13 protein-coding genes and 2 tRNA genes are annotated in these 19,016 nt (G+C 65.9%); 11 read left to right on the forward strand and 4 right to left on the reverse strand.

The features are described from left to right. Nucleotides 1–1,247: 1,247 nt before the first annotated feature. Together E5671_RS01035 and E5671_RS01040 are read right to left on the reverse strand one after the other, a co-directional pair. Entirely contained in the window at nt 1,248–2,216 is a 969-nt protein-coding gene (locus E5671_RS01035; RefSeq protein ID WP_336605614.1) for a matrixin family metalloprotease, read from the reverse strand. Between the two features lie 1,497 nt (nt 2,217–3,713). After that, on the reverse strand, nt 3,714–3,989 hold the full coding sequence (locus E5671_RS01040) for a GlsB/YeaQ/YmgE family stress response membrane protein (protein WP_160501943.1): 276 nt from the start codon (nt 3,987–3,989) through the stop codon (nt 3,714–3,716). Between the two features lie 666 nt (nt 3,990–4,655). Between E5671_RS01040 and E5671_RS01045 the strand changes: the two genes are divergently transcribed. Continuing rightward, nucleotides 4,656–4,729: transfer RNA gene (locus tag E5671_RS01045), tRNA-Ile, on the forward strand. Nucleotides 4,730–5,136: 407 nt separating this feature from the next. Here E5671_RS01045 and E5671_RS01050 read toward each other — a convergent pair. Further along, a tRNA-Leu gene (locus tag E5671_RS01050) sits at nt 5,137–5,220 on the reverse strand. A gap of 744 nt (nt 5,221–5,964) precedes the next feature. Between E5671_RS01050 and E5671_RS01055 the strand changes: the two genes are divergently transcribed. Further along, on the forward strand, nt 5,965–6,612 hold the full coding sequence (locus tag E5671_RS01055; protein WP_160501944.1) for a DUF4360 domain-containing protein: 648 nt from the start codon (nt 5,965–5,967) through the stop codon (nt 6,610–6,612). 213 nt (nt 6,613–6,825) lie between these two features. Here the strand turns inward: E5671_RS01055 and E5671_RS01060 are convergent, their stop codons facing one another. Continuing rightward, nucleotides 6,826–7,521, reverse strand: a complete 696-nt coding sequence (locus E5671_RS01060; RefSeq protein WP_160501945.1) for a hypothetical protein — start codon at nt 7,519–7,521, stop codon at nt 6,826–6,828. Nucleotides 7,522–8,486: 965 nt separating this feature from the next. Here E5671_RS01060 and E5671_RS01065 point away from each other — a divergent pair. The 9 genes from E5671_RS01065 to E5671_RS01105 all read left to right on the forward strand — a co-directional run bounded on the left by E5671_RS01065 (nt 8,487) and on the right by E5671_RS01105 (nt 18,887). Next, complete coding sequence (locus E5671_RS01065; RefSeq protein WP_160502219.1) at nt 8,487–8,900, forward strand: C40 family peptidase; 414 nt, start codon at nt 8,487–8,489, stop codon at nt 8,898–8,900. Nucleotides 8,901–10,453: 1,553 nt separating this feature from the next. Continuing rightward, the gene (locus E5671_RS01070; RefSeq protein WP_160501946.1) at nt 10,454–10,630 is read left to right on the forward strand and encodes a hypothetical protein; all 177 of its coding nucleotides are present in this window, start codon (nt 10,454–10,456) and stop codon (nt 10,628–10,630) included. A 5-nt stretch (nt 10,631–10,635) separates the two neighbouring features. Then, nucleotides 10,636–12,324: a hypothetical protein gene (locus tag E5671_RS01075; protein WP_160501947.1), complete on the forward strand. Its 1,689-nt coding sequence runs from the start codon at nt 10,636–10,638 to the stop codon at nt 12,322–12,324. Nucleotides 12,325–12,602: 278 nt separating this feature from the next. Further along, entirely contained in the window at nt 12,603–14,264 is a 1,662-nt protein-coding gene (locus tag E5671_RS01080) for a phage tail sheath subtilisin-like domain-containing protein (RefSeq protein WP_160501948.1), read from the forward strand. 69 nt (nt 14,265–14,333) lie between these two features. Beyond that, complete coding sequence (locus E5671_RS01085) at nt 14,334–14,780, forward strand: phage tail protein (RefSeq protein ID WP_160501949.1); 447 nt, start codon at nt 14,334–14,336, stop codon at nt 14,778–14,780. An 83-nt stretch (nt 14,781–14,863) separates the two neighbouring features. Further along, nucleotides 14,864–15,265, forward strand: coding sequence for a hypothetical protein (locus E5671_RS01090; protein ID WP_160501950.1), 402 nt, complete (start codon nt 14,864–14,866; stop codon nt 15,263–15,265). Continuing rightward, nucleotides 15,262–15,420 carry a DUF6760 family protein gene (locus E5671_RS46845; protein WP_336605638.1) on the forward strand — a complete coding sequence of 53 codons (159 nt, stop codon included), beginning with the start codon at nt 15,262–15,264 and terminating at the stop codon, nt 15,418–15,420. The genes E5671_RS01090 and E5671_RS46845 overlap by 4 nt, the downstream gene beginning before the upstream one ends. A gap of 2,272 nt (nt 15,421–17,692) precedes the next feature. Next, on the forward strand, nt 17,693–18,151 hold the full coding sequence (locus tag E5671_RS01100; RefSeq protein WP_160501951.1) for a phage tail protein: 459 nt from the start codon (nt 17,693–17,695) through the stop codon (nt 18,149–18,151). 1 nt (nt 18,152) lies between these two features. Continuing rightward, nucleotides 18,153–18,887, forward strand: a complete 735-nt coding sequence (locus E5671_RS01105) for a CIS tube protein (RefSeq protein WP_160501952.1) — start codon at nt 18,153–18,155, stop codon at nt 18,885–18,887. Nucleotides 18,888–19,016: the final 129 nt, after the last annotated feature.

Here is a 19,016-nt window from a genome sequence, read left to right on the forward strand (position 1 = left end):
CAGCTTAAACGCATTAAACAGGGTTACGGGACCGTCGATAATACCCTCCCTGAACCACTCTCTGTTGACACTTCACGCAATTGGAAACGGCAGGGAGGGGGACTCTGCATGCGAACCCACGACCGCATCGCAGATTCGAAAATATTTACACGCTATACATTCGAAAGGCTCGATCTACGCTCAATTATGGACAGTTGGGTTCGCCTGCATCGGGAAACCTAGGCCAGCGCAACTGCGCCCGGACAGCTCGCACCACACAGCATGGAGATGTCCTCATCGGAGAATTACGCGGTGCTACCTACACGGCCCTACGCGGGCACACCTCCGGTCGGGAGGCACACGGAACCTCGTTGACGACCACGAGAGACGTCATAACTCGCGCGCCGGGCACGGGAAAGATGGGACTAGCGAACAGAACCCGGGCGACGCTGCCTCGGGCCAATAGTCGGCAAGCTGGGTCAATAGCAAGTAGGGCCTGGATTCGGCGTGGCTCTTTCTGGCTTCTCCCGCCGCGAGCAGCACCTCACCACTCGACGGTCACACGCGCTCTGTAACGCGACACGCATGCAGGCAAGCACACTCCATGGCCTCCAAGGCCGGGAGGGGCAACGGTGCGAAAAGCGAGTTAATGTCCAGACCATTGGGAGGTGTTGCTGTCTTCTGTGACATCCCGTGTTCCCCCTGTGCGCGTTCGGCTGCCCGACCCGTCAACTCATTCTGTTCAACCGTCAACTCATTGTCGCACCTTACGTTCCTTTGCGTAAGGACTGTCGAGCGCTTTCCAGCCATACTCGTCCCGCCAGTACAGCCAGCTGGCGGCCCATCCGTCTCCGCCACCCCGGTGAACCAGCACGAGTCTCCCCCGGTGCGACCACAAGTGATGATGCAGTGACGAGCTCGAGCCCGGCGGAAACCCCGAGCGAAGGGCAGCTCTCGGGCCTGGCGAAAATTAGCCAGCGACGCCGACCAGTCCTGCCGAGCGCTTCGCGCTGCGCATGTGGCAGGATTATAATCTCCGGCCCATCGGACGGGAGGCGAGGGCGACTTGAGTGGGCCGCCGCGCCGCTGACCGCGATCGAACTTGTGCGTTGAGCGAGTCGGACCATGCAACCGATGGGCCGGAAGCGGTGGCGAACGAGAGCCGTACGCGGCTGTGATTGACCGCAAGGCAGATCCGCCGGGCGTAGCCGATCGCCCTGGGTAGCACGAAGCACCGACTTGCCCCGGCAGTCCATCCTCGGTTGACCTCAGTATTTCCTGCGGAGCCCAAGCACATCCCCTTTGCCGAGCGTCCGGGCCTTCGCGTTACAGATGAACGAGTTGGTGTACATCGTCAGATCTGAGTGGCCATCGGATACGTGCGCCAGCCCAAATATATGCCCTGCTTCGTGTGTACCGACAGCACGCATGTCGTACTTATTCTTGCAAGTTTCCCTGCGCGGGTTATTGGTGAAGTCAAAGTCGGCGGTGTTATATCGGACGTCGGCCTCGATGACATCTGCGGGCACACCGTCGACAATCGCATACCATACACATGCGCCAGCGAGAACGTTGCTGTTCAAATCTCCCGCGTCCCATGTGCTCACCTTGTCGCGTTCGGTGCACGTAAGGGACCCCCGTGCGTAGTCGCCCTCATAAGAAGTAGTTCCCGAGTATCTTTGGCTCACTGACACGTCATCCGTAAGACCGCAATCGTTATAGCTATCGGTGATATTATTGATAGCGTCAAGGAAAGCTATCTGTGCAGCTGATCGGGAGAGAGCCCCAGGCATCCCCCCGTCGCCTATGTGCCACACATAGGCGTCACGCTCCACATAATCATAGATTGAATACGCCGCATCTGCGCAGGCGTTCGGATCTGACGACTTTAATGATGTCGCCGACTCGACAGCTTTCCTCGTCTCGTACTGTCCTGGGTAGGTGATGAACCCGTCGGCAGACACTTCAAGTTGGAAGTGTTCCGGTCCCCCGCTCACCGCAAGACCATCAACTGATACGCCCATGCCGGGCTCTGGAACAGTCAGCCCCGCGCCACCGAAGCTCACGACTCGCCCAACTGCCTCGCAGGCCATCACCGACCTGCCTGCAGGCAGGTCGGTGACATTCAGTGAACCTTCCGGAAGGCTGCATCTGTGACCATTCACCGTTCCTACTACAGCTGGCCCCAGTCCCCCCGGAAGAACGGTGACAGCGACTCCTATGACTGCGAAGGACACAAGATTCCTTCGAATAGCTCGGTGTTGCGCCCTCCAACTAACTACAGCCGTAAGGCCACGCGGGGAGGTGATCATGATTGCTCCTCATTTCACACTGATCATGTGAGGCCGATGAGTCGAAGGGCCGGTCCTGGGGTCGTTGGAAGAGGGCCTCCTCCGCTCGTCGTCGGTAGGGCGGGAACAGGTATCTGTCTGCTCACCCCCTTGTATGTCGCCTTCTTGGCAAAACCCTTCGCCAAGGCGTATGGACCTGAGCCGTTGTTCACGGGCGACGGCCAACGGGCGGCCCGCCGCCCGTTATTCATGGCCCGGCGGCGGTCCACAACCCCCTTCTGCGTTATGCGGCCCACCGGCATCACCGGACGCTGACTACGCGTGAGAGCGTGGAGCGGTTCGCGGCCAAGGTCCCCGAAGCTGATCGGGTGGGACCTCACTGCAGGGTGTTGACTTCCAACGATGGGGATTCCTGACTCACGTGGCCTGCCCAGACCAGCATCACGCGAGCGGAGTTCCTACACCGGGACAAGTCGGGCCCGCACGCGGCGCACTTCGTACAGCACATAGTCTGCAGTGGTGTGCACGGGATGAATCAGGTGTACGGCCCAGCCGTGCTGACGGCCCATCTCTCCTGGGGCGGCTTTGGAAGTGGTTGCGGTCTCCTTGACGTCCCAGTCAACGCCAATCGCTGCACCGATCGGGGCAGGGCCTCGGTTTTGGTGGCCACCACGAGCGAGGCGGAGATTCGAGGTGCGTTGTGGTCGGCACTGCCGGCCCATCCACAGTCAGGGTTCTTGCACACGAACAGAGCCTGGGAATCTCAGCTGCCGGGGGGATGGACCCACGTTGGTGACCGTGCGGCCCCACGCCTCCCCGCCGATCGACCGGCTCAGCCCCGACCTCCGAGCGACGCTGTGCCACGGAGTGGCTAGTTCCCTGCATCCGGCGACGGTCGTCGACACCGACGATGCCTTGGGGGGTGCCGCGGTCAGGTCGTAGATCCCCGCATCACAACGTCGACCCGGAACAAGCCTCAGGGCAGACCAGACCACTGGCGGGCGCTTCGCTGCGCTCCGGCCCTTTGGGGAACCGTTGGCGACTTGTCGCTGCACACAGCTTCTCCCCGCCTGGGCGCGGGAGAGCTCCGTCAACTCTGGCCAGTCGCACCTGCCCCAGAGCTGAAGGCCGGGAGAGGGCGTGGGCCCGCACGAGCAAGTGGCGGCGCCTACGGGCCACTGCCTGCACCAGCGAGTGCGCCTCCCAGAGGAGCGGTGTGGCGGCCCAGTCAGATGCCAAGCTACGACCAGCCCCCCTCCCCCTCCCCCCCCCGGTGCGAACAAGGCCATGGTCTGCATCGCAGGCCTTCACCCCTCGCCCTGACCACACAAACTCCATCCCCGCCGATCAGTCTTTGGCTCGGCGGTGCAGACCCAGCGTCCCATCTGGATGATGGAGGAAGCGGCCCCCAAGGCTACGTGCCGGCCACAGCGTGGCCTCGCATCATGTCGCCTTGCGGGAGGCGTGGAGGCGTGCCCACAGCGGCGCGCCCACGACGATCATGAGTACAGCCCCGCCCAGTTGCAGCGCGTGACGCACCCAGTCGATCCCTTTGGTGTGGCCGACCCCGATCCAATGGGCCACGGCGTTCCCTAAGAGGCCGCCGACGAGACCGAGCAGCGCGGTCAGCCAGAGCGGCATTTCCTGCTTTCCAGGCAGAATCAGTCTCGCGAGTACACCCAACACTAGACCCACAGCGATTGCCCATAACCAATGCATCTGCTCCTCCTCGTATCTTTGGTGGTTGCACTGCGGTTAATCGGCGTCATCCGAGCAAGCAGCTCAACACAGCCGAAGTCGCCGCGCACTGGGTAGCTTTGATCATTCGATCGTCGTCATCGGATGATATTTGTGAGCGGTAAGCATCGAAAACATTCTCATCGTGCCACAGCCTCTTTCGGGAACTTGGCACAGCAGGCTGCATCAATGGAGTGACGTTGTGGCGGGGAGAGCCAAGCGTGGCGGCGGCTTCCTCAAATTTCCGATCCTGCCGAGAGAGGGCGGCAGCCCATCGGCTGTCCCGGGGCGTTCAAGAGGGGCCAACTCTTTGACGTCACACCAGCTTCACGTCAGAGAGGTCGGTCGGCCAAACCGGTGTCGGTGGTTCCCCGGCCCAGACGGCTCTGGCTAATGAGGGGAGCACGCGTGCCAGCCGCATGAGGCGTCGGCGGCCTGCCGGCGCAACTGGCCGCCCTGCGCGCGTCGTCGCTCCCGGGTCGCGAGGGAAGCGTCAGTCGCTCATCGGCTCCACGTCGCACAGGCCGTGTCCTAGATATCCCCCGCTTCCAGAGAAGAAAAGCCAGAGGCTCAGGAGGGGGACCGCCCCTTCCCTGACATGTAATGCGGCGATGTCCTCCGGGGCAGGCGTCTGCGTCTCATGTGCAGGGGGCGGTAGCTCAGCCGGTTAGAGCAGCGGACTCATAATCCGCCGGCCGTGGGTTCGAGTCCCACCCGCCCCACTCTCCATTGGCTTCGCAAAGGGATTCTCGGCGATTACGGGGAAGCATGCCTACGCCTGCCCCCGTCACCCGTCATCGGCACATCTTCCGCGAGGGACGGTGCGGCGCCCCGACAAGGTGGCCTGGCGGTCTCCCGCCTGGGCCCTGCGGGGCGCGGATGGCAGAGCATCACTCCTACGAAGACGCCACGCGCGCCTCTGCCTTGGTCGACATCAGCGTCGGGCTCTCCACCACGGGCAATCAGCCGGTTGGCCATCCTGCGCTCTGCCAGGAGCTGACGTCTTCCAGATCTCCTGTCTTGAGCCCCGGCGGAACGGTTTGCGGCCGGCACCGTTCCTGCTTGCCGGTCTGGCACTTGTCAGCATTGGCCCGCTAGAAGCCTTGGCCCCGCCGTTTGGAACCGCGAGTAGGAGTGGAGGGACTCGAACCCTCACGCCCGTCAGGACACCGGGACTTGAATCCGGCGCGTCTGCCAATTCCGCCACACTCCCCTGGGCTTCGTTGAAACCCTGTGCGCATGCTCTCACACAACTCCTCGCGAACGGCGCACCTTTACCAGCGGGTGGTGCAGTGGCTGGGAAAGTTGCCATCACACTGCTGTCTGATCGTTCATTTGTGTCAGTCGACGTCAATAGCTGACTCGGTCGAGAACACGCGCAGCCATCTAGAGGAAGTTGGGGCAACAGCTCGGATGACCCGACGCTCGGCAGGCAGGACCAGGGCACACGCGGGAGCAGAGCGGGTGCGTGGCCGGGCCGCATCAGCGAGAACGGAGGCCCAACACCGGCCCGAGGACCAGTTCGTCCGTTGTTCTTCCACGCGCCGGCCCGCGCATCCTGACAACAACCTCGCCTCTGGTCGCGGTAATTGATCCGTGAAGATTTGAAGGCCCTGATCTACAGGGTTCGGAGTATCGAAGAGATCAGTCGACTATGAGCCGATGTCGGGAACTTACCGTTTCCGTTCGGCTCAAATCAGGAGTGTGGAACGGCAACCCAACCGGAAGCGATTTGGGCAACGGGACTGGCTGCGCTCCTGCGGTACCGGGCTCGGATGGCAAGGAATGCGCCACAACGCCCATTTAAGTCAACTCTCTTCTTGGCCGAGAGATCGCCCCATGGCTGATTCCCTTCAAGGGCGCGCTTCATTTTCACTGTGTGTTGTGCTGATGTAAGGGCGAACTCAGAAACACGTTTCCCCTCCATCCTGGGATCGGGCATGTGAATGGAGAACCCATGCGCAAGAGTGCGCTGACAGTAGGCTGTGCCGCCGTCGCGATGACCGCCTCAACCATCACCGGGTCGGTCGCAGCCCAGGAAGGCGCCGTTGCGCCTCCCGACAAAATCGTCATTGAACTGGCAACCGTCAACGGGTCAGGCTGCCCGCTGGGGACCACCGCTGTGGCAGTCTCCCCCGACAACACAGCATTCACCGTCACATACAGCGACTATCTCGCTCAGGTAGGCCCGGGCACCAGACCAACAGACTTCCGGAAGAACTGTCAGCTCAACCTGCGTGTGCATGTCCCACAAGGCATCACTTACGCGATTGCCAGAGCTGACTACCGTGGGTTCATGAACCTAGAGAAGGGAGCCACTGCGCAGCAAAAGGCGAGCTACTATTTTCAAGGAATGCCGCAAACGGCAGCGGCAACCCATGGGTTCGCCGGACCTCGCGCCGACAACTGGCAGGTCTCCGATGTCACCGACATCGATGCCCTCGTCTGGGCGCCCTGTGGAGAAGAACGCAACTTCAACATCAACACTGAATTGCGCGTGAACACTGGCACCTCGGACCGAACAAAGACCAGCTTCATCACCATGGACTCAACTGATGCCAGCATCGGCACGGTCTACCATCTCGCTTGGAAGACATGTCCCTAGCCTCCCCCTCATAACGCCGGTTGCAAACTCCCGCACCACTCGGTGAACTCGCCGGCCAGGCGAGGCCGGGAGAGCAGCCAGCGATAGCATCGTGTCCGCCGGGATCACCGGCGGACACGAGCATCTGGGTGAAACATTCCACAGCGCACATTGCAACGACGACACAGGTCAACATCGCCGCGTCACAGCCTGTTCTGCTTGTGTATCAGGGACTCAGCGCTCCCCCTCCTTTGCGTCAGAGGCACTGCCTGCACTGGTGTCCTGCCCCCGACGCAGGCGCAGTAGCGCCCACACACCGCCCGCGGCGGTAACGAGGAGTACGGCCCCGATGCCGAGCGGGCGTACCTCGGAATCCTCAGTTGTTGCGCTGAGGTGCTCGACACCACCCCGGACGGGACCGGACGAGGTGGCCCCAGGGGGTTGGGTGATGTCGGTGCGATGGGTTGCATCCCGCTCCGCGTTCTTGAGCGTCTTTCCATCTGCGCCCAGCAAGCTCCAGCCGCCCACAGCCTGGCCCTTGGGCTCATTCGGCTGATCCCCCTTGTAGTAATAGAGCAGGTGCCCGTTGTAGATGACCTGTGGCTTGTCGGCGCCTTCCGGGTTGTAGCTCGTGAACCCCGTGACGCCGTCCACCCCGGCCCCTTTGGTTGGATAGCCGGTCGCCGCAGGCCAGTTGGTGGCACACTCCCCGACACATCGGGAGGTGTTGGCCTTGTCGGCCGCCTGGGAGTAGAGCGGGTTACCGTCCCTGTCCGCGAGGGCGGTGCCACTTGGGGTGGCGATCAGCTTGAGCTCGCCTGGTTCGGTGGGCTCGTCTACTGCGGCGGCGGTGGGGGAGAGTGTAAGAAGCAGCGCGGCGGTGACCGCGCAAGCGGCTAATCGAGGTCGAGGAATGCTTGATCTCGTCATTGAAGTCCTGTCCTTAGAGACTCATTCCGTCCGGCGGGGACTCCTCCAGGGCACCCCTCCGAGGGACGCCGGACCAGCCGAGGCGAGCGGTTTTCCGCCGCCCGAGCGGCGAATGGATCCGTTTGAGGTCTGGCGTGGTTCGTACGGACCACCAGACTTGCGGGTGCCCCGCCGTTGAGGCATGCGCGGCAGCCTCGATGTCCTCCGCATAAGCGTGGGCCATTTCGGGACGTCTCCATAGGAATAGGTCCGGCAGTATCCGCGGCGCTATTTTCCGGGGCGAGTTGGGTGATCGACAGGATTCAGCCCCGTTTGGTGGATTGACCCACTTTGCAGGCCCTGTGAAACTCTTTTTTAACGCTCGCGTGCCGACAGCTGTCAACTGCATAGAAGAGCTGGCTCGTTCAAAGGCCGCAATGAAAAGCAGCGACCAGTCGGATGGTGATCCGCCGACGCCACAGCAGTCCAGGCTACAGGGCGCCCCTCTAGGGCTCACCCCTCTTACGCGCCAACTCCCGTTCACCCTGCCTCACAGTCACGCCGAGTGAGCCATGCAAGCGTCCCTCGACGTGCCACGAGTCATGGCTGGCAGCCCCCCCCAGCCGTGCACATCAACGGCGGCTGGGCCAGCCTGCCATCAACGTGATCCGATCAAACCAAGAGGAAGCGTTTCTCCTATGCGAACTTCACATACCCCGTGCGGCGGGTGCACCTGTCGGCACAACCCGGCACAGAGCCGATCGGGCTCCCGCACATGTGCCGGCCCGTGCCAGATGGACACGGTCACCAGCCAGGCTGACCGATGCCGCCGCGCCCGCCCGGGGCCGCCCGGGACGAGCCCGCAGCCCGCCGCACTGCCCCGCCATCAGCGTGAGTCGTGCCGCCCCGCGCGCTCCGGACGACAACGGCCCTCTGCGCGGCCCTTCCACCGCCGTGTGGGCTCTTCCCGCATAGCGGCGTGCATCATGGCGGGCCTGATGCTGGCCTTAGCCGGCGCACTGCCCGGGGCCACCAGTGAGGCGCACGCAGCCACGTTGGGGGAAAGGGCACTGTGGGTCGCCGCCTCGAAGAAGGGTGCCCCCTTCCGATGGGGCGCGGCTGGGCCTTCCCGGTTCGACTGTTCGGGTTTGACGCTCTACGCCTTCAAGAAGGCTGGCAAGAAGCTCCCGCGAACCGCCGCCGCGCAGTACAACGGTTCCCGGCATGTGCGGGCCAGCGCGCGCCGTGTAGGCGACCTGGTGTTCTTCCACTCGGGCAACCGCGTCTACCACGTCGCCATCTACGCCGGGGGCCGGAAGGTCTGGCACTCCCCCAAGCCTGGCCAGGGCGTGCGGCTGGAGAGGCTGTGGACCAAGCGTGTCTGGTACGGGCGCTATTGAAGCGCTCGTCCGGGCTGCCCGCCCGGCACAATGGTGTACCGGCGCTGATTCCACCGACCTGTGGAAGGCGGAAGGGCGACCAGGCGGAGGCAGGCAGAGGTACACGTCCCCTGCGTGAGGACGGCGTCTCCAAGCCGGGACATGAGGGCCGATGATCCGCAAGGTGATCGCGTAGAGATCGCCCGGATCGATGCCCAGGACATGTCACCTCGATGACCGCAATATGGGGTCGGTCTGCCTTCCCTGCCTCCGTCCTCAACTCCGCGCACAGCGCGCAGATTATGGGTGGCGACTGAGCAGACTTCACCACGGGCCGGAACGCCTCAGGCCCCGACTGCGCCAGGCACCGACGCACAGGCCGAGGGCCCACATGCACCGCGAACTCCTCTTCTGCGGGGGCGCGTTGAGCCCGGTCGGCTCGAGCACGGCCACGTCGACACCCGCGGCGACACCGCGCTGACGCCCACTTCGCTGTACCGCCGCACGGGCGAAGGTGCGCAGGGGCCGCGCCGACACATCAAGGTGATGGCCTCCGGCGCGTCGTCTCACCGGCCGACGGCACCGAGGCTGATGCGGTGAACCGTTACGGGCCGCACCCGCCCCGCCGCTCGGGGCGTCAACCGCACCCTAGAGGCATGCGTCCGGCCCATCGGAAACCAGCGCCGCCGGTGGCCCAGGTACTCAACCTTCTCGGAGGCATGCACGGCCACCAGCGCGAGAAGCCCCGGCTCCGAGGTCGGATCCAGGAACCGATAGACATCATCCGGCGTGTACCAGCTGGCACCTCCATGTGTTCGCGGGGTTGACGGCGACCAGCTGATGTCCCGCCTCCCGTAGCGTCTTCAGCACATCCCTTCAGCGGCCTACCAGTGTCTTCGAGGGCAGGCCCTTTCTCCCGGCGGGTCATGGTCCGCTGGTCGGCGCTCTGGGTGACCGCCTTACAGGGCGCCCTCTTTTGCAGAGCCTGGTGGGGGGAGAGAAGCGCTGTCCTCAAGCGAGTTGTCTGCCGCTGTCATGTCCCTGGCCTCTCCAGCCATCCGGAGGGTTTCCTCAATGCTTGGCACGATGAGGGCAGCGTGCCGCGCGGCGAGTGGGAACGCGCCGTGGGCGACATAAGACCGACGTAAGACAACGCGGTCGGGTGGCGAGGGGCAGCTGCACACCCGGCACACGGCAGCGCACTGTTGCAACGGTCGGCGTCGAACGGGCCGTCTACGCGCGGGGCGAGGCCACCCTGCCCGAGGCTACCCGCGCCCAGCAGCGCGGGAACGATCAGCACCCACACGATCCTCATCCTCACCTTCACGGTGACCCGACCCACCGAACGACCATCGACCACCGACCTACACCGCCTCCCGCGGAGGAAAGGCCCCGTAATGACCGTCGCCGACCCCACACAAAGAGCCCGCGCCAGCCGGGTAGTTCCACTGACTGCCCCGCTGCTTCCGCGTCTGTTGCCCGCCGCCCGATTCTTCGCTCGCAGCCGTCGCAGCGCACAGCACAAGTGGTTCTGCCTCCGTCTCGTGCGGACGAGGTTGCCGCGACGGCGGCGTGTGGCCATCCTGGCCTGGCTGGTGCTGGGCTTCCTCGCGTGTGATGTCCTCCTCCTCGGCATGCCCCGGGTCGGATACGGCGCGCTCCTGCTAGCCATCGCCATCTTCGGCTGGCAGCGGGCCGCGCGCCCTGCCGCCACGACCGCCACCGAGGCCACGGCCCCGTCGGGGACGTGATCGGCATGGACAGCGCCAAGGACACCAAGGCCGCCCCCTCCGCCAGTCAGGTCTTGGTGCGGCGGGTTTGGGCCGTACTGATCGGTCTCGTCGGAGCGTTCCTGCTGGGCTGGCTTTCCCTTGTCCTGGTGGGGCTGATCCCCGTCGCACGCTGGTGGTTGCGTGCGCCTGAGGACGATCCCGCCGACCGGGAGGCGGTGCGACTCTTCCGTGGCTGTGCGTCCCTGATGGGCATCCCGCTGGAGAAGCCCTCATGGACCGTGACGCGCCAGGCCGACGGATCGGAGCAGTGGGTCAAAAAGATGGTGCCGACCCGTGTGAGCGAGCACGTCACCCTTCGCCGTGGCAGGGGCGGACAGATCGAAGAGGTCACCCTGCGCTGCGCCGACCGCTTCGAGGCCAAGGACATCGGTCGCCTCGCCAACCAGATCCGCGCCGTTACCGGCCAGCTGTTCATCTGCGACCGCGCCGCCGCGTACAACCAGCCTGTCTTTCGCTCGGTGCCCGCCATGGCGACCGGGCCGGAGATCCCTTTCACCGGGGCCCACCTCGAGGGACTGGCCTGGAACGAGCTTCCGCTCGCGGTCACCGATCCTGGTACGCCTGGTGCCCGTCAGCTCGCTGATGGCCGCTGGTGGCTGGTCATAGACATGTCGAGCCACCCGCATCTGCTTGGCACGGGGGTCACCGGGGTCGGCAAGTCCGCGGCGCTCAGCACCTTCATCGCAACGATCACTCTGCAGCACCAGAGCTTCCTCGAACACGCCGAAGCCAGCGGCGCCACCGATCCCGTGACGGGCGGCGTGGTGCTCGCGGACGGCAAGGGCGAGGGCGACTTCGCACATCATGAGCGCACCCGTGGGGTCCTCACCATCGTGGAGGAGCCGCAGGACATCGCCGATGCCGTCGACCGGGTCTTCCGTGAGATGTGCCGGCGCAGTGATGTGCGGCGCCGGATGAGGCGCGAGGACGCGGCGGAGCCCAACTTTCCGCCGCTCTACCTGAACGTCGACGACTGGATGAATGTCGTCGATGGGATTGCCGGCAGCGATGACGGCATGGCCCGGCTGATGACCTTCTACCGGCAGGCCCGCCGTATCGCGCAGCGTGGCCGCTCGGTCCGGGTCTTCCTCGTCGTCTGGCACCAGTGCCCGCAGAGTTCGACCGATGCCTCCGACGGGCCGCCCGGTTCGCTGCCCCCGCCCCTCGATCGGCTCCTGAATGTCCGTATAGGGCTCGGCCACGACGGCGCCGCCTCCGGAACGACGTTGGACAGCAACGACGCCGGCCAGCTGGTGGACGAGGCGAAGGATGCCAGGCCCCTCCCGGGGCGCGGCGTGTTCCGCATCGGTGCCCGGATCGGCCGTATCCAGTTTCCCTACCTGGCCGACCCGACGACGCTGCCCGCCGGCTCGGATCGGCGTCGTGAGATCGAAGCGATGCTTCCGGCCTGGGCCGAGGGCGAGGGAGCGGCCGCGTGGGCTTCCACCGGTCAGTGGCGGGGCCCCACGGACGCCGTGTCCAGCGACCTCGGAGACGCGGAGCTTGAGCGGCTCGCGGCGGCCCTGGTGGCGCGACGCGCCACCGGCTCCGGCAACGCCGCCCCCGCCCCGGGCGGGCCCGAACTGCCCCGGAGGGAGAGGCATGGCGCTGGCGCGCCCGCGCGCGCGGCTGCCCGTCCTGCGGACCACTGAAGCCAGCGCGCCGCCTGGCATCGCTTTATCGATAATGACGCGCCCAAGGGTTGCCGGCGCACGGGGTCAGCCTCAGCCGCTCCGAGACCGCATGCGTCAGGGAAGGCTCCGGTCGCCTCCCCCGCCTTACCCCTGCGGTCTCCTCGCCGAGGGCCACAAGTTGATCTCATGCCTGCCAGAGGATGACAAGAATCAACTCAAGTGATCCAAACCTTCGTTACTGCGGTTAACTTCCCAACAGGACGGAAACCCACTGCGAACGATCCAGGAGAGAACGGGTGCCCAATTACCTATCCCCGGGTATCTACATGGAGGAAAGCGATGGCGGTTCACGTCCCATTGAAGGGATCGGCACCGCGGTGGCCGCCTTTGTGGGATTCGCCGAGCAGGGGCCTCTCAACACGCCGGTGCGGGTAGCAAATTGGAGTCAGTTCCTCACAACTTTCGGCGAGTTCGTCGCGAACTCACATCTCGCCCGGTCGGTGTATGGGTACTTCGCCAATGGCGGCGGGGCATGCTATGTGGTTCGTGTCGACGATCAGCCCGCCGGTGCCGATTCCGGCCCGCAGGCGCCGCCGACCGGATCAGTGCAGCCTCTGGGCAGTTTCCAGATATGCCCGCTTCCTGCGGTGGCTCAGCAGGAGCTGACGGTCGAGGTCCAGCGCGTCGTCGGCCAGAATTCAGATACAGCCGCGCGGCAGCAGAGGCGGGCCCCCGACAAGACCGAGAAGGCTTCCAAGGGGCCTGGGGAATCCGGTGCTTGCGGTGAAGCAGACGCGCGGGACGGCGGTTCTGATCTGTTCCGGCTCGTGATCAAAGCGTCCGGGAAGCGGGTTGAAGCCTTCGAGGTTTCCACTGACCGTGCATCGGATCTGTACGTGGCCACGCAGATCCGGAAGCACTCGCAGTTCATCTCGCTTGTGGAGCGTGCCACGGGCAGCGACACACTCGCTCTGCCCGAGAAGCACTCCGTGGCCCTGCACCCATCCGCCGAGGACACGGGCCCGGAAGCGGCCGTTGGCGCGGAATCATCGGCAGTGAGCCGATATGTCGGCGACGTCGCCAAGCGTTCCGGGTTCGCCGGCCTTGAGGCCGTCGATGAGGTCACCATACTGGCGGCTCCTGACCTGATGGCCGCTTACCAGCGCAGCGTGATCGACCGTGAGCAGGTCAAGGCCGTGCAGCTGGCCATGATCGACCACTGCGAGCGCATGGCCAACCGTGTGGCCGTCATCGACCCGCTGCCGAACATGTCTCCCGCCGAGGTCCACTACTGGCGGCAAACGGAGACAGGTTTCGACTCGAAGTACGCCGCGCTGTATTACCCCTGGGTCGGGGCCACGGATCCGGCCACCGGCAAGAAGGTCCTGATGCCGCCGTCGGGGCATGTGGCGGGGGTGTGGGCGCGTAGCGATACCGAGCGCGGCGTGCACAAGGCGCCCGCCAATGAGGTGGTGCGGGGTGTCCTGGATCTTCCGCTGCAGGTCACCAAGAGCGAGCAGGAACTGCTCAACCCGGTCGGCATCAACTGCATCCGCAGCTTCCCCGGTCGAGGCATACGCATCTGGGGGGCTCGCACGCTGTCGAGCGATCCTGCGTGGCGGTACCTGAATGTGCGACGGCTCTTCAACTACCTCGAGGAGTCCATCTTCCTGGGCACCCAATGGGTGGTTTTTGAGCCCAATGGCGAGCGGCTGTGGGCCACGATCCGACGGAACATCGCCGCCTTCCTGGTGAACGAGTGGCGGCAGGGCGCACTGTTCGGCCGCACAGCCGAAGAGGCCTTCTACGTCAAGTGTGATGCCGAGACCAACCCGCCGGAGATCATCGAGACCGGGCAAGTGGTATGTGAAATCGGCGTCGCACCGGTCAAGCCAGCCGAGTTCGTGGTGTTCCGTCTGTCGCAGGCGGCGCTGGGCGGCGGGGAGTCAACTGAGTAAGGGGTCGACTCTCTTTGGGAGTCTGTACGCCAACCAGCCGGAACGCATAGGACATAGGGAGACCAAAGAATGCCCAGCCCTCAGGACGACTTCGTCGTCCATACCTTCGCCATCCAGATCGATGGCATTCAGCTGGAGCAGCTCAAAGGCGTGTCGGGACTCGGCATTCGCCAGCGGGTCATCGAGAGCGAGGAAAACGACGCCTCCACCGGCAAGCAGATCATTCGAAAGCAGCAAGGGCCCCGTGAGGCCGGAAGCATCGAGATCACGCGCGGTGTCGACAAGAGCACGGCGCTGACCGACTGGATCAAACTGACGGCTGAGAGCAACGACATCGGCAAGGCCCGTAAGAACGTCACCATCGAAGTGAAGAGCGGGAAGGGCGAGACTGTTCGCCGGTACAACCTCGCCAATGCCTGGGCCAGTCAGTACCAACTCGGCGCCCTGACCTCCGGAAGCTCCGAGCCGCTCATGGAGACCGTGACCATCGAGTACGAGGACTTGACAATCGCGTGAGACGTGGGCGTGTAACCGAAGGCCCGGCGCCAAGGGCCAAAGACCAGAGCGGAGGGCCCTTCAGCGATGAGCTCGCAAGTCCCATGCCCCGCCCCCTGGCGGCCTCCGAACCGGCCCCCCTTCCCGTGACCGAGTACCCGTTTCGCCTCCCCCGCGGCTTCGTGGACGGGGAAGGGCAACTGCACCGGGACGGTGTGATGCGTTTGGCAACCGCACGCGATGAGCTGCTGCCGCTCAAGGACCAGCGGGTGCAGGAGAACCCTGCCTACCTGTCGGTGGTTCTGCTGGGGCGGGTGGTCACCCGGCTCGGGGCTCTCCCGGAGGTCCACGCCGGCATCGTGGAGGGGCTGTTCGCCGCCGACCTTGCATTCCTGCAGCGGTTCTACGAAAAGATCAACACTGATGGCACGGCGCTAGCTTCGACGACCTGTCCGGCCTGTACGCACGAATTCGCGGTCGATCTCGGGCGCCGCCTGGGGGAATAACGACGTACGCGATAGATGACCTCTATGTGGAGATCGCGTACCTCGCCTACCACTTCCACTGGCCGCTCGCCGAGATCCTCGACCTCGACCACATCGAGCGCCGCCGCTACGCCGCGGAAATCGGCACCATCATTCAACTGACGGCCAGAGAGTAGGGGTTAGGACACAGTGTGGGATCGGTCCGCGACAGGGCAACCGCCTGCGATACACCTTGGGCGCGCTCCGAGACGGGCGATCCCGGCCAGCTGGCCTCTGCAGATGCACAACTTGCTACCCGTCACGGCTGAGGAACGCACCGCCGCCCTGCTGGCGGCCTGGCACGACCCCAGGCTGACCGGGGATCTGGGTACGCAGGTTGCCTCCCCACCGTCGCTGGTCTTTCAGGAGGTCGTCGCATGGCGGCGCCCCCTGGACAGGTTCCAGCACCGCCCGGCCGCCTGCCTGGTCTGGGCGCCCCCTGACAGCCCGGATGCGGCAGAGACCAACCCCCGGCCTGCCGCATCCGGGCCCCTAACACACCTCGCGGGGCCAGCTGAGGCCCTCACCGAGGAAAACCGACACTCCGGGGCCGATTTCTGGAAGGCCCTGATGCGCCCGGTCTTGGGACGGCGACAACGCTCGCGTTCCACCTCTGGCAGCGCAACGGAGCCACGGCACGAAGGAGCCCAGAACTGGCCTTCAGCTGGCCAAGATGACGATACGCACCCGCCAGCCGGTGCCGGTGGTGCCGGTGCCGCACAAGCCGGTGCGACAGGGCCGGCCGTGGCGCAGGACGCTCGGCGTGCGACGAGCACGGCCGAAAGCGTGCCCGCCCCGGCCCGCCCGACCGGGCGGCCTCCCCAGAGCCTGGTCCTGGGGAGGCCGCTTGCCACCTCTGGGGCGCACCACCTGCCACCCACCCCGGACGGAGCCACATCCCAGCCCGCCAAGGCGGCTTTCGCCATAGACCGTCCCGGGCCTTCCGTCAGACCCGATGGTGCCGGCTCAACCAGCGGATCAGCCGTGGTGCACACAACGCACCCCTTAAGCGATCCACACGAGGCCTCGTCGAACGAGCCCTTGGCCAGCGCTGCCAAAGAGAACCCGGGGATGTCAGATGTGCCTGCGGATCAGCCAGCGCCGAGAACTCCAGGCCCACAGCGTGTCGGCTCCACGGCTACCCCTAGGCCAGTGCCCCGCCGTCGTACGGCTCACAGGGCCGCGCAAGCTTCCCCGCCCCATCCCGTGACAGGGCGCCCAGCCCGTGAAGCTGTGCCTCCCGCCGCGGCCGCCCGAGCCGGCCACCGGCCGAGCCCACTCCCGGCTACGCCCCACCACCCTGGGCTGCTGCCCGGCACTACGCCACGCGCACCCGGCCGTGAACAGGCATCAGAGCCGGCGCCCGGCACCGCGCGTGAGGCACCTTCGGCTCCGCCCGCCCTCCGGCAGGACTCCAGTGATGCGATCCCGAGCGTGACGGCCGCCGCAGACACCGCGGCCTTCCGCACATCGCCGCTGGCTGGCCCCGCGCGCGGGAGGCTAAAGGTGGGGCTGGCGGCCGGGCGCCGCCCGGTCGTGGTGTCTGCCGCACCCCTGCAGCGGACAGCGCTCAAGCCGCCCTTTCGGATCTCCACGCCATTTGAGGCTCCTGCCTCGGGCATGACACCCCGTCAGGCCAAGGGCACGGAAGAGGAAAAGCAACAGCCTCGGCCCGCGCCGGGCCTATCGCCAGGATCCGTTGCGGGCAGCCGCGACGGCCAGGCCCAGGCCGTTTATGCCACGCAGCAAGACACGGCGCCGCTGCTTTCCACGCGCAGATCAGATGGGGCAGGAACGGGTCAACCGCTCGCCGGCATGGCGTTGTCCGCTTGCCGCCCGCTACTGCCGCGTGAGCCCGCCGGGTCGCTGACCGGGTCCCCGCTGAAGGATTCGGCGGCCTCCCCCGACCGAACCGGGTGTGAGCAGCGCCCCCAGCCAAGCGGCGCCACCCAGCCACCCCCTACCAGCCGAGCCCTGGCACAGGCCCCGGCATCTGGAACATACCGGGGCACCCGGGCTGCGCCCGCACCTTCGCATCCCGTGATGGCGGCGGCACAGAGCGATCGCGGCCTTGCGTCGGCCCCTGCGCGGGGACCAAGAACGGTGAGGCCGTACGCGCGCCCCGCCTCCGCACCCAAGGACCCGCGCACCGCATGGATCCCCACTGAACGCCCAGCGGCCAGTGACACCGTCGCCCGGGCCGTCCGTGCACACTTCGTGCCGGCCATCGCGTCGTCCGGCGCAGCGCTGGCACCGAGTCCAGCACCGCGGCACCCGGGGAACCCGTCGGTGCCGTTGACGGCACGGCTGATGGCCGGTCCCGCCGTCGTGCGCGCCGGCCTCCGCACTGGCGGAAACGTGAACTGGGGCATCCCGGGCGGCCGTTCCACCCGAGAGAGGAGGTAGGACATGTCGAACCGGAACGACGGGGCGCGGACCGGATCAGACCCGGCGCGCAGTCACCACTTCCGGCTGACCATCGACGGCCAGGACCTCGGTCGCTTCACCAGCTGCGAGGGCCTGGCCTGCTCGGTCGAGGTGGAGGAGTTCGCCGAGGGCGGCAGCAATGGCTTCAGCTGGTACCTGCCCAAGCGGCTGGCCTATCCACCGCTGTTGCTGTCCCGGCCGGTACATCCTGGTGTCCGACAGGCCGTGAGCTGGGTTACTGCCGCGGTCGCCGAGCGCCGCCGCACCACGGGTGAGATCGCCGCGCTCACCAACGGCGGTGCGGTGCTGGCCAGGTGGGGGCTGCTGGGGGTGGTGCCGGTGTCCTGGAGCGGGCCGAGTTTTGATGTGAGGAGCGCGACGGCGGCCATGGAAGTCCTGGAGATCGTGCATCACGGCTTCTTCGAACCCGGGGGCCGCTGACATGCAGGACGCAACCGTGCCCGACGGCGGTCAGGACAAGATGGTACGGGCCAGTCTGGAGTGCTTCGCGCCCCCGGCCAGTTCCGCGGGAGAGCCGCGCAAGCTGCCCGGCGAAACCATCGCCCTGCAGTTCAACCCCGCGGAACTCACCCTGGTGAAGGGCGCATCGTGGTCACGGCACCTGGTGCGCTCCGCTGTAGCGGCCGCCACGCCGGAGTTCACCGGGAGCCAGCCGGGGGTGCTGACCCTGCAAGTGCTCCTCGACGGCACCGACAAAGGCGGCTCGGTGGACTCACGCATCACCAAGCTGCTCAAGTGGTGCACTCCTACCGAGGACAGCATCGACGCGGACCGCCCCTCGCCCCCATGGCTGGTCTTTCGGTGGGGGAAGTTTGAGTCGGTTTCCTTTCTGTCGTACCTGCGCACCGTGGAGGCGGTCTTCTCGCTGTTCTCCCCCCAGGGCAGCCCGGAACGGGCGACCTGCACGCTGGTGCTGGAGGAGATCGGCCTGGCCCAGCGACGGCAGAACCCGACATCCGGCTCCCCCGACTCACGGCATGTGCACACCGTCATCGCGGGCGACACCCTCCCCTCGATCGTCCACCGCCACCTGGGCGGTTCACCCGCCCAATGGCGGGAGATCGCCGAACACAACAACATCGACGACCCCACGCGGATGCGGGTGGGCCAGCGCCTGGTGCTGCCGCTCGGCGGCCCCGACCGGCACCCGGCCTGAAACCCGGCCCCCGGCCGCCAGCTACCGGACGCCCCGTGGGGGGGCGCGGCCCGTCCGTGAGGCAGCACGCCATCACCGGCCCGCCGGATCGTGCGGCAGGCACCGCCTCTCGCCGGAACCACTACATGA

The sequence above is a fragment of the Streptomyces sp. BA2 genome, from assembly GCF_009769735.1.
In the GTDB taxonomy this organism is placed as follows: Bacteria; Actinomycetota; Actinomycetes; order Streptomycetales; family Streptomycetaceae; genus Streptomyces.

Coding starts and splice junctions, on each gene's coding strand:
- E5671_RS01040 (WP_160501943.1), bottom strand. CDS start 3,989: ATGCATTGGTTATGGGCAATCGCTGTGGGTCTAGTGTTGGGTGTACTC.
- E5671_RS01055 (WP_160501944.1), top strand. CDS start 5,965: ATGCGCAAGAGTGCGCTGACAGTAGGCTGTGCCGCCGTCGCGATGACC.
- E5671_RS01060 (WP_160501945.1), bottom strand. CDS start 7,521: ATGACGAGATCAAGCATTCCTCGACCTCGATTAGCCGCTTGCGCGGTC.
- E5671_RS01065 (WP_160502219.1), top strand. CDS start 8,487: ATGGCGGGCCTGATGCTGGCCTTAGCCGGCGCACTGCCCGGGGCCACC.
- E5671_RS01075 (WP_160501947.1), top strand. CDS start 10,636: ATGGACAGCGCCAAGGACACCAAGGCCGCCCCCTCCGCCAGTCAGGTC.
- E5671_RS01085 (WP_160501949.1), top strand. CDS start 14,334: ATGCCCAGCCCTCAGGACGACTTCGTCGTCCATACCTTCGCCATCCAG.
- E5671_RS01090 (WP_160501950.1), top strand. CDS start 14,864: ATGCCCCGCCCCCTGGCGGCCTCCGAACCGGCCCCCCTTCCCGTGACC.
- E5671_RS01100 (WP_160501951.1), top strand. CDS start 17,693: ATGTCGAACCGGAACGACGGGGCGCGGACCGGATCAGACCCGGCGCGC.
- E5671_RS01105 (WP_160501952.1), top strand. CDS start 18,153: ATGCAGGACGCAACCGTGCCCGACGGCGGTCAGGACAAGATGGTACGG.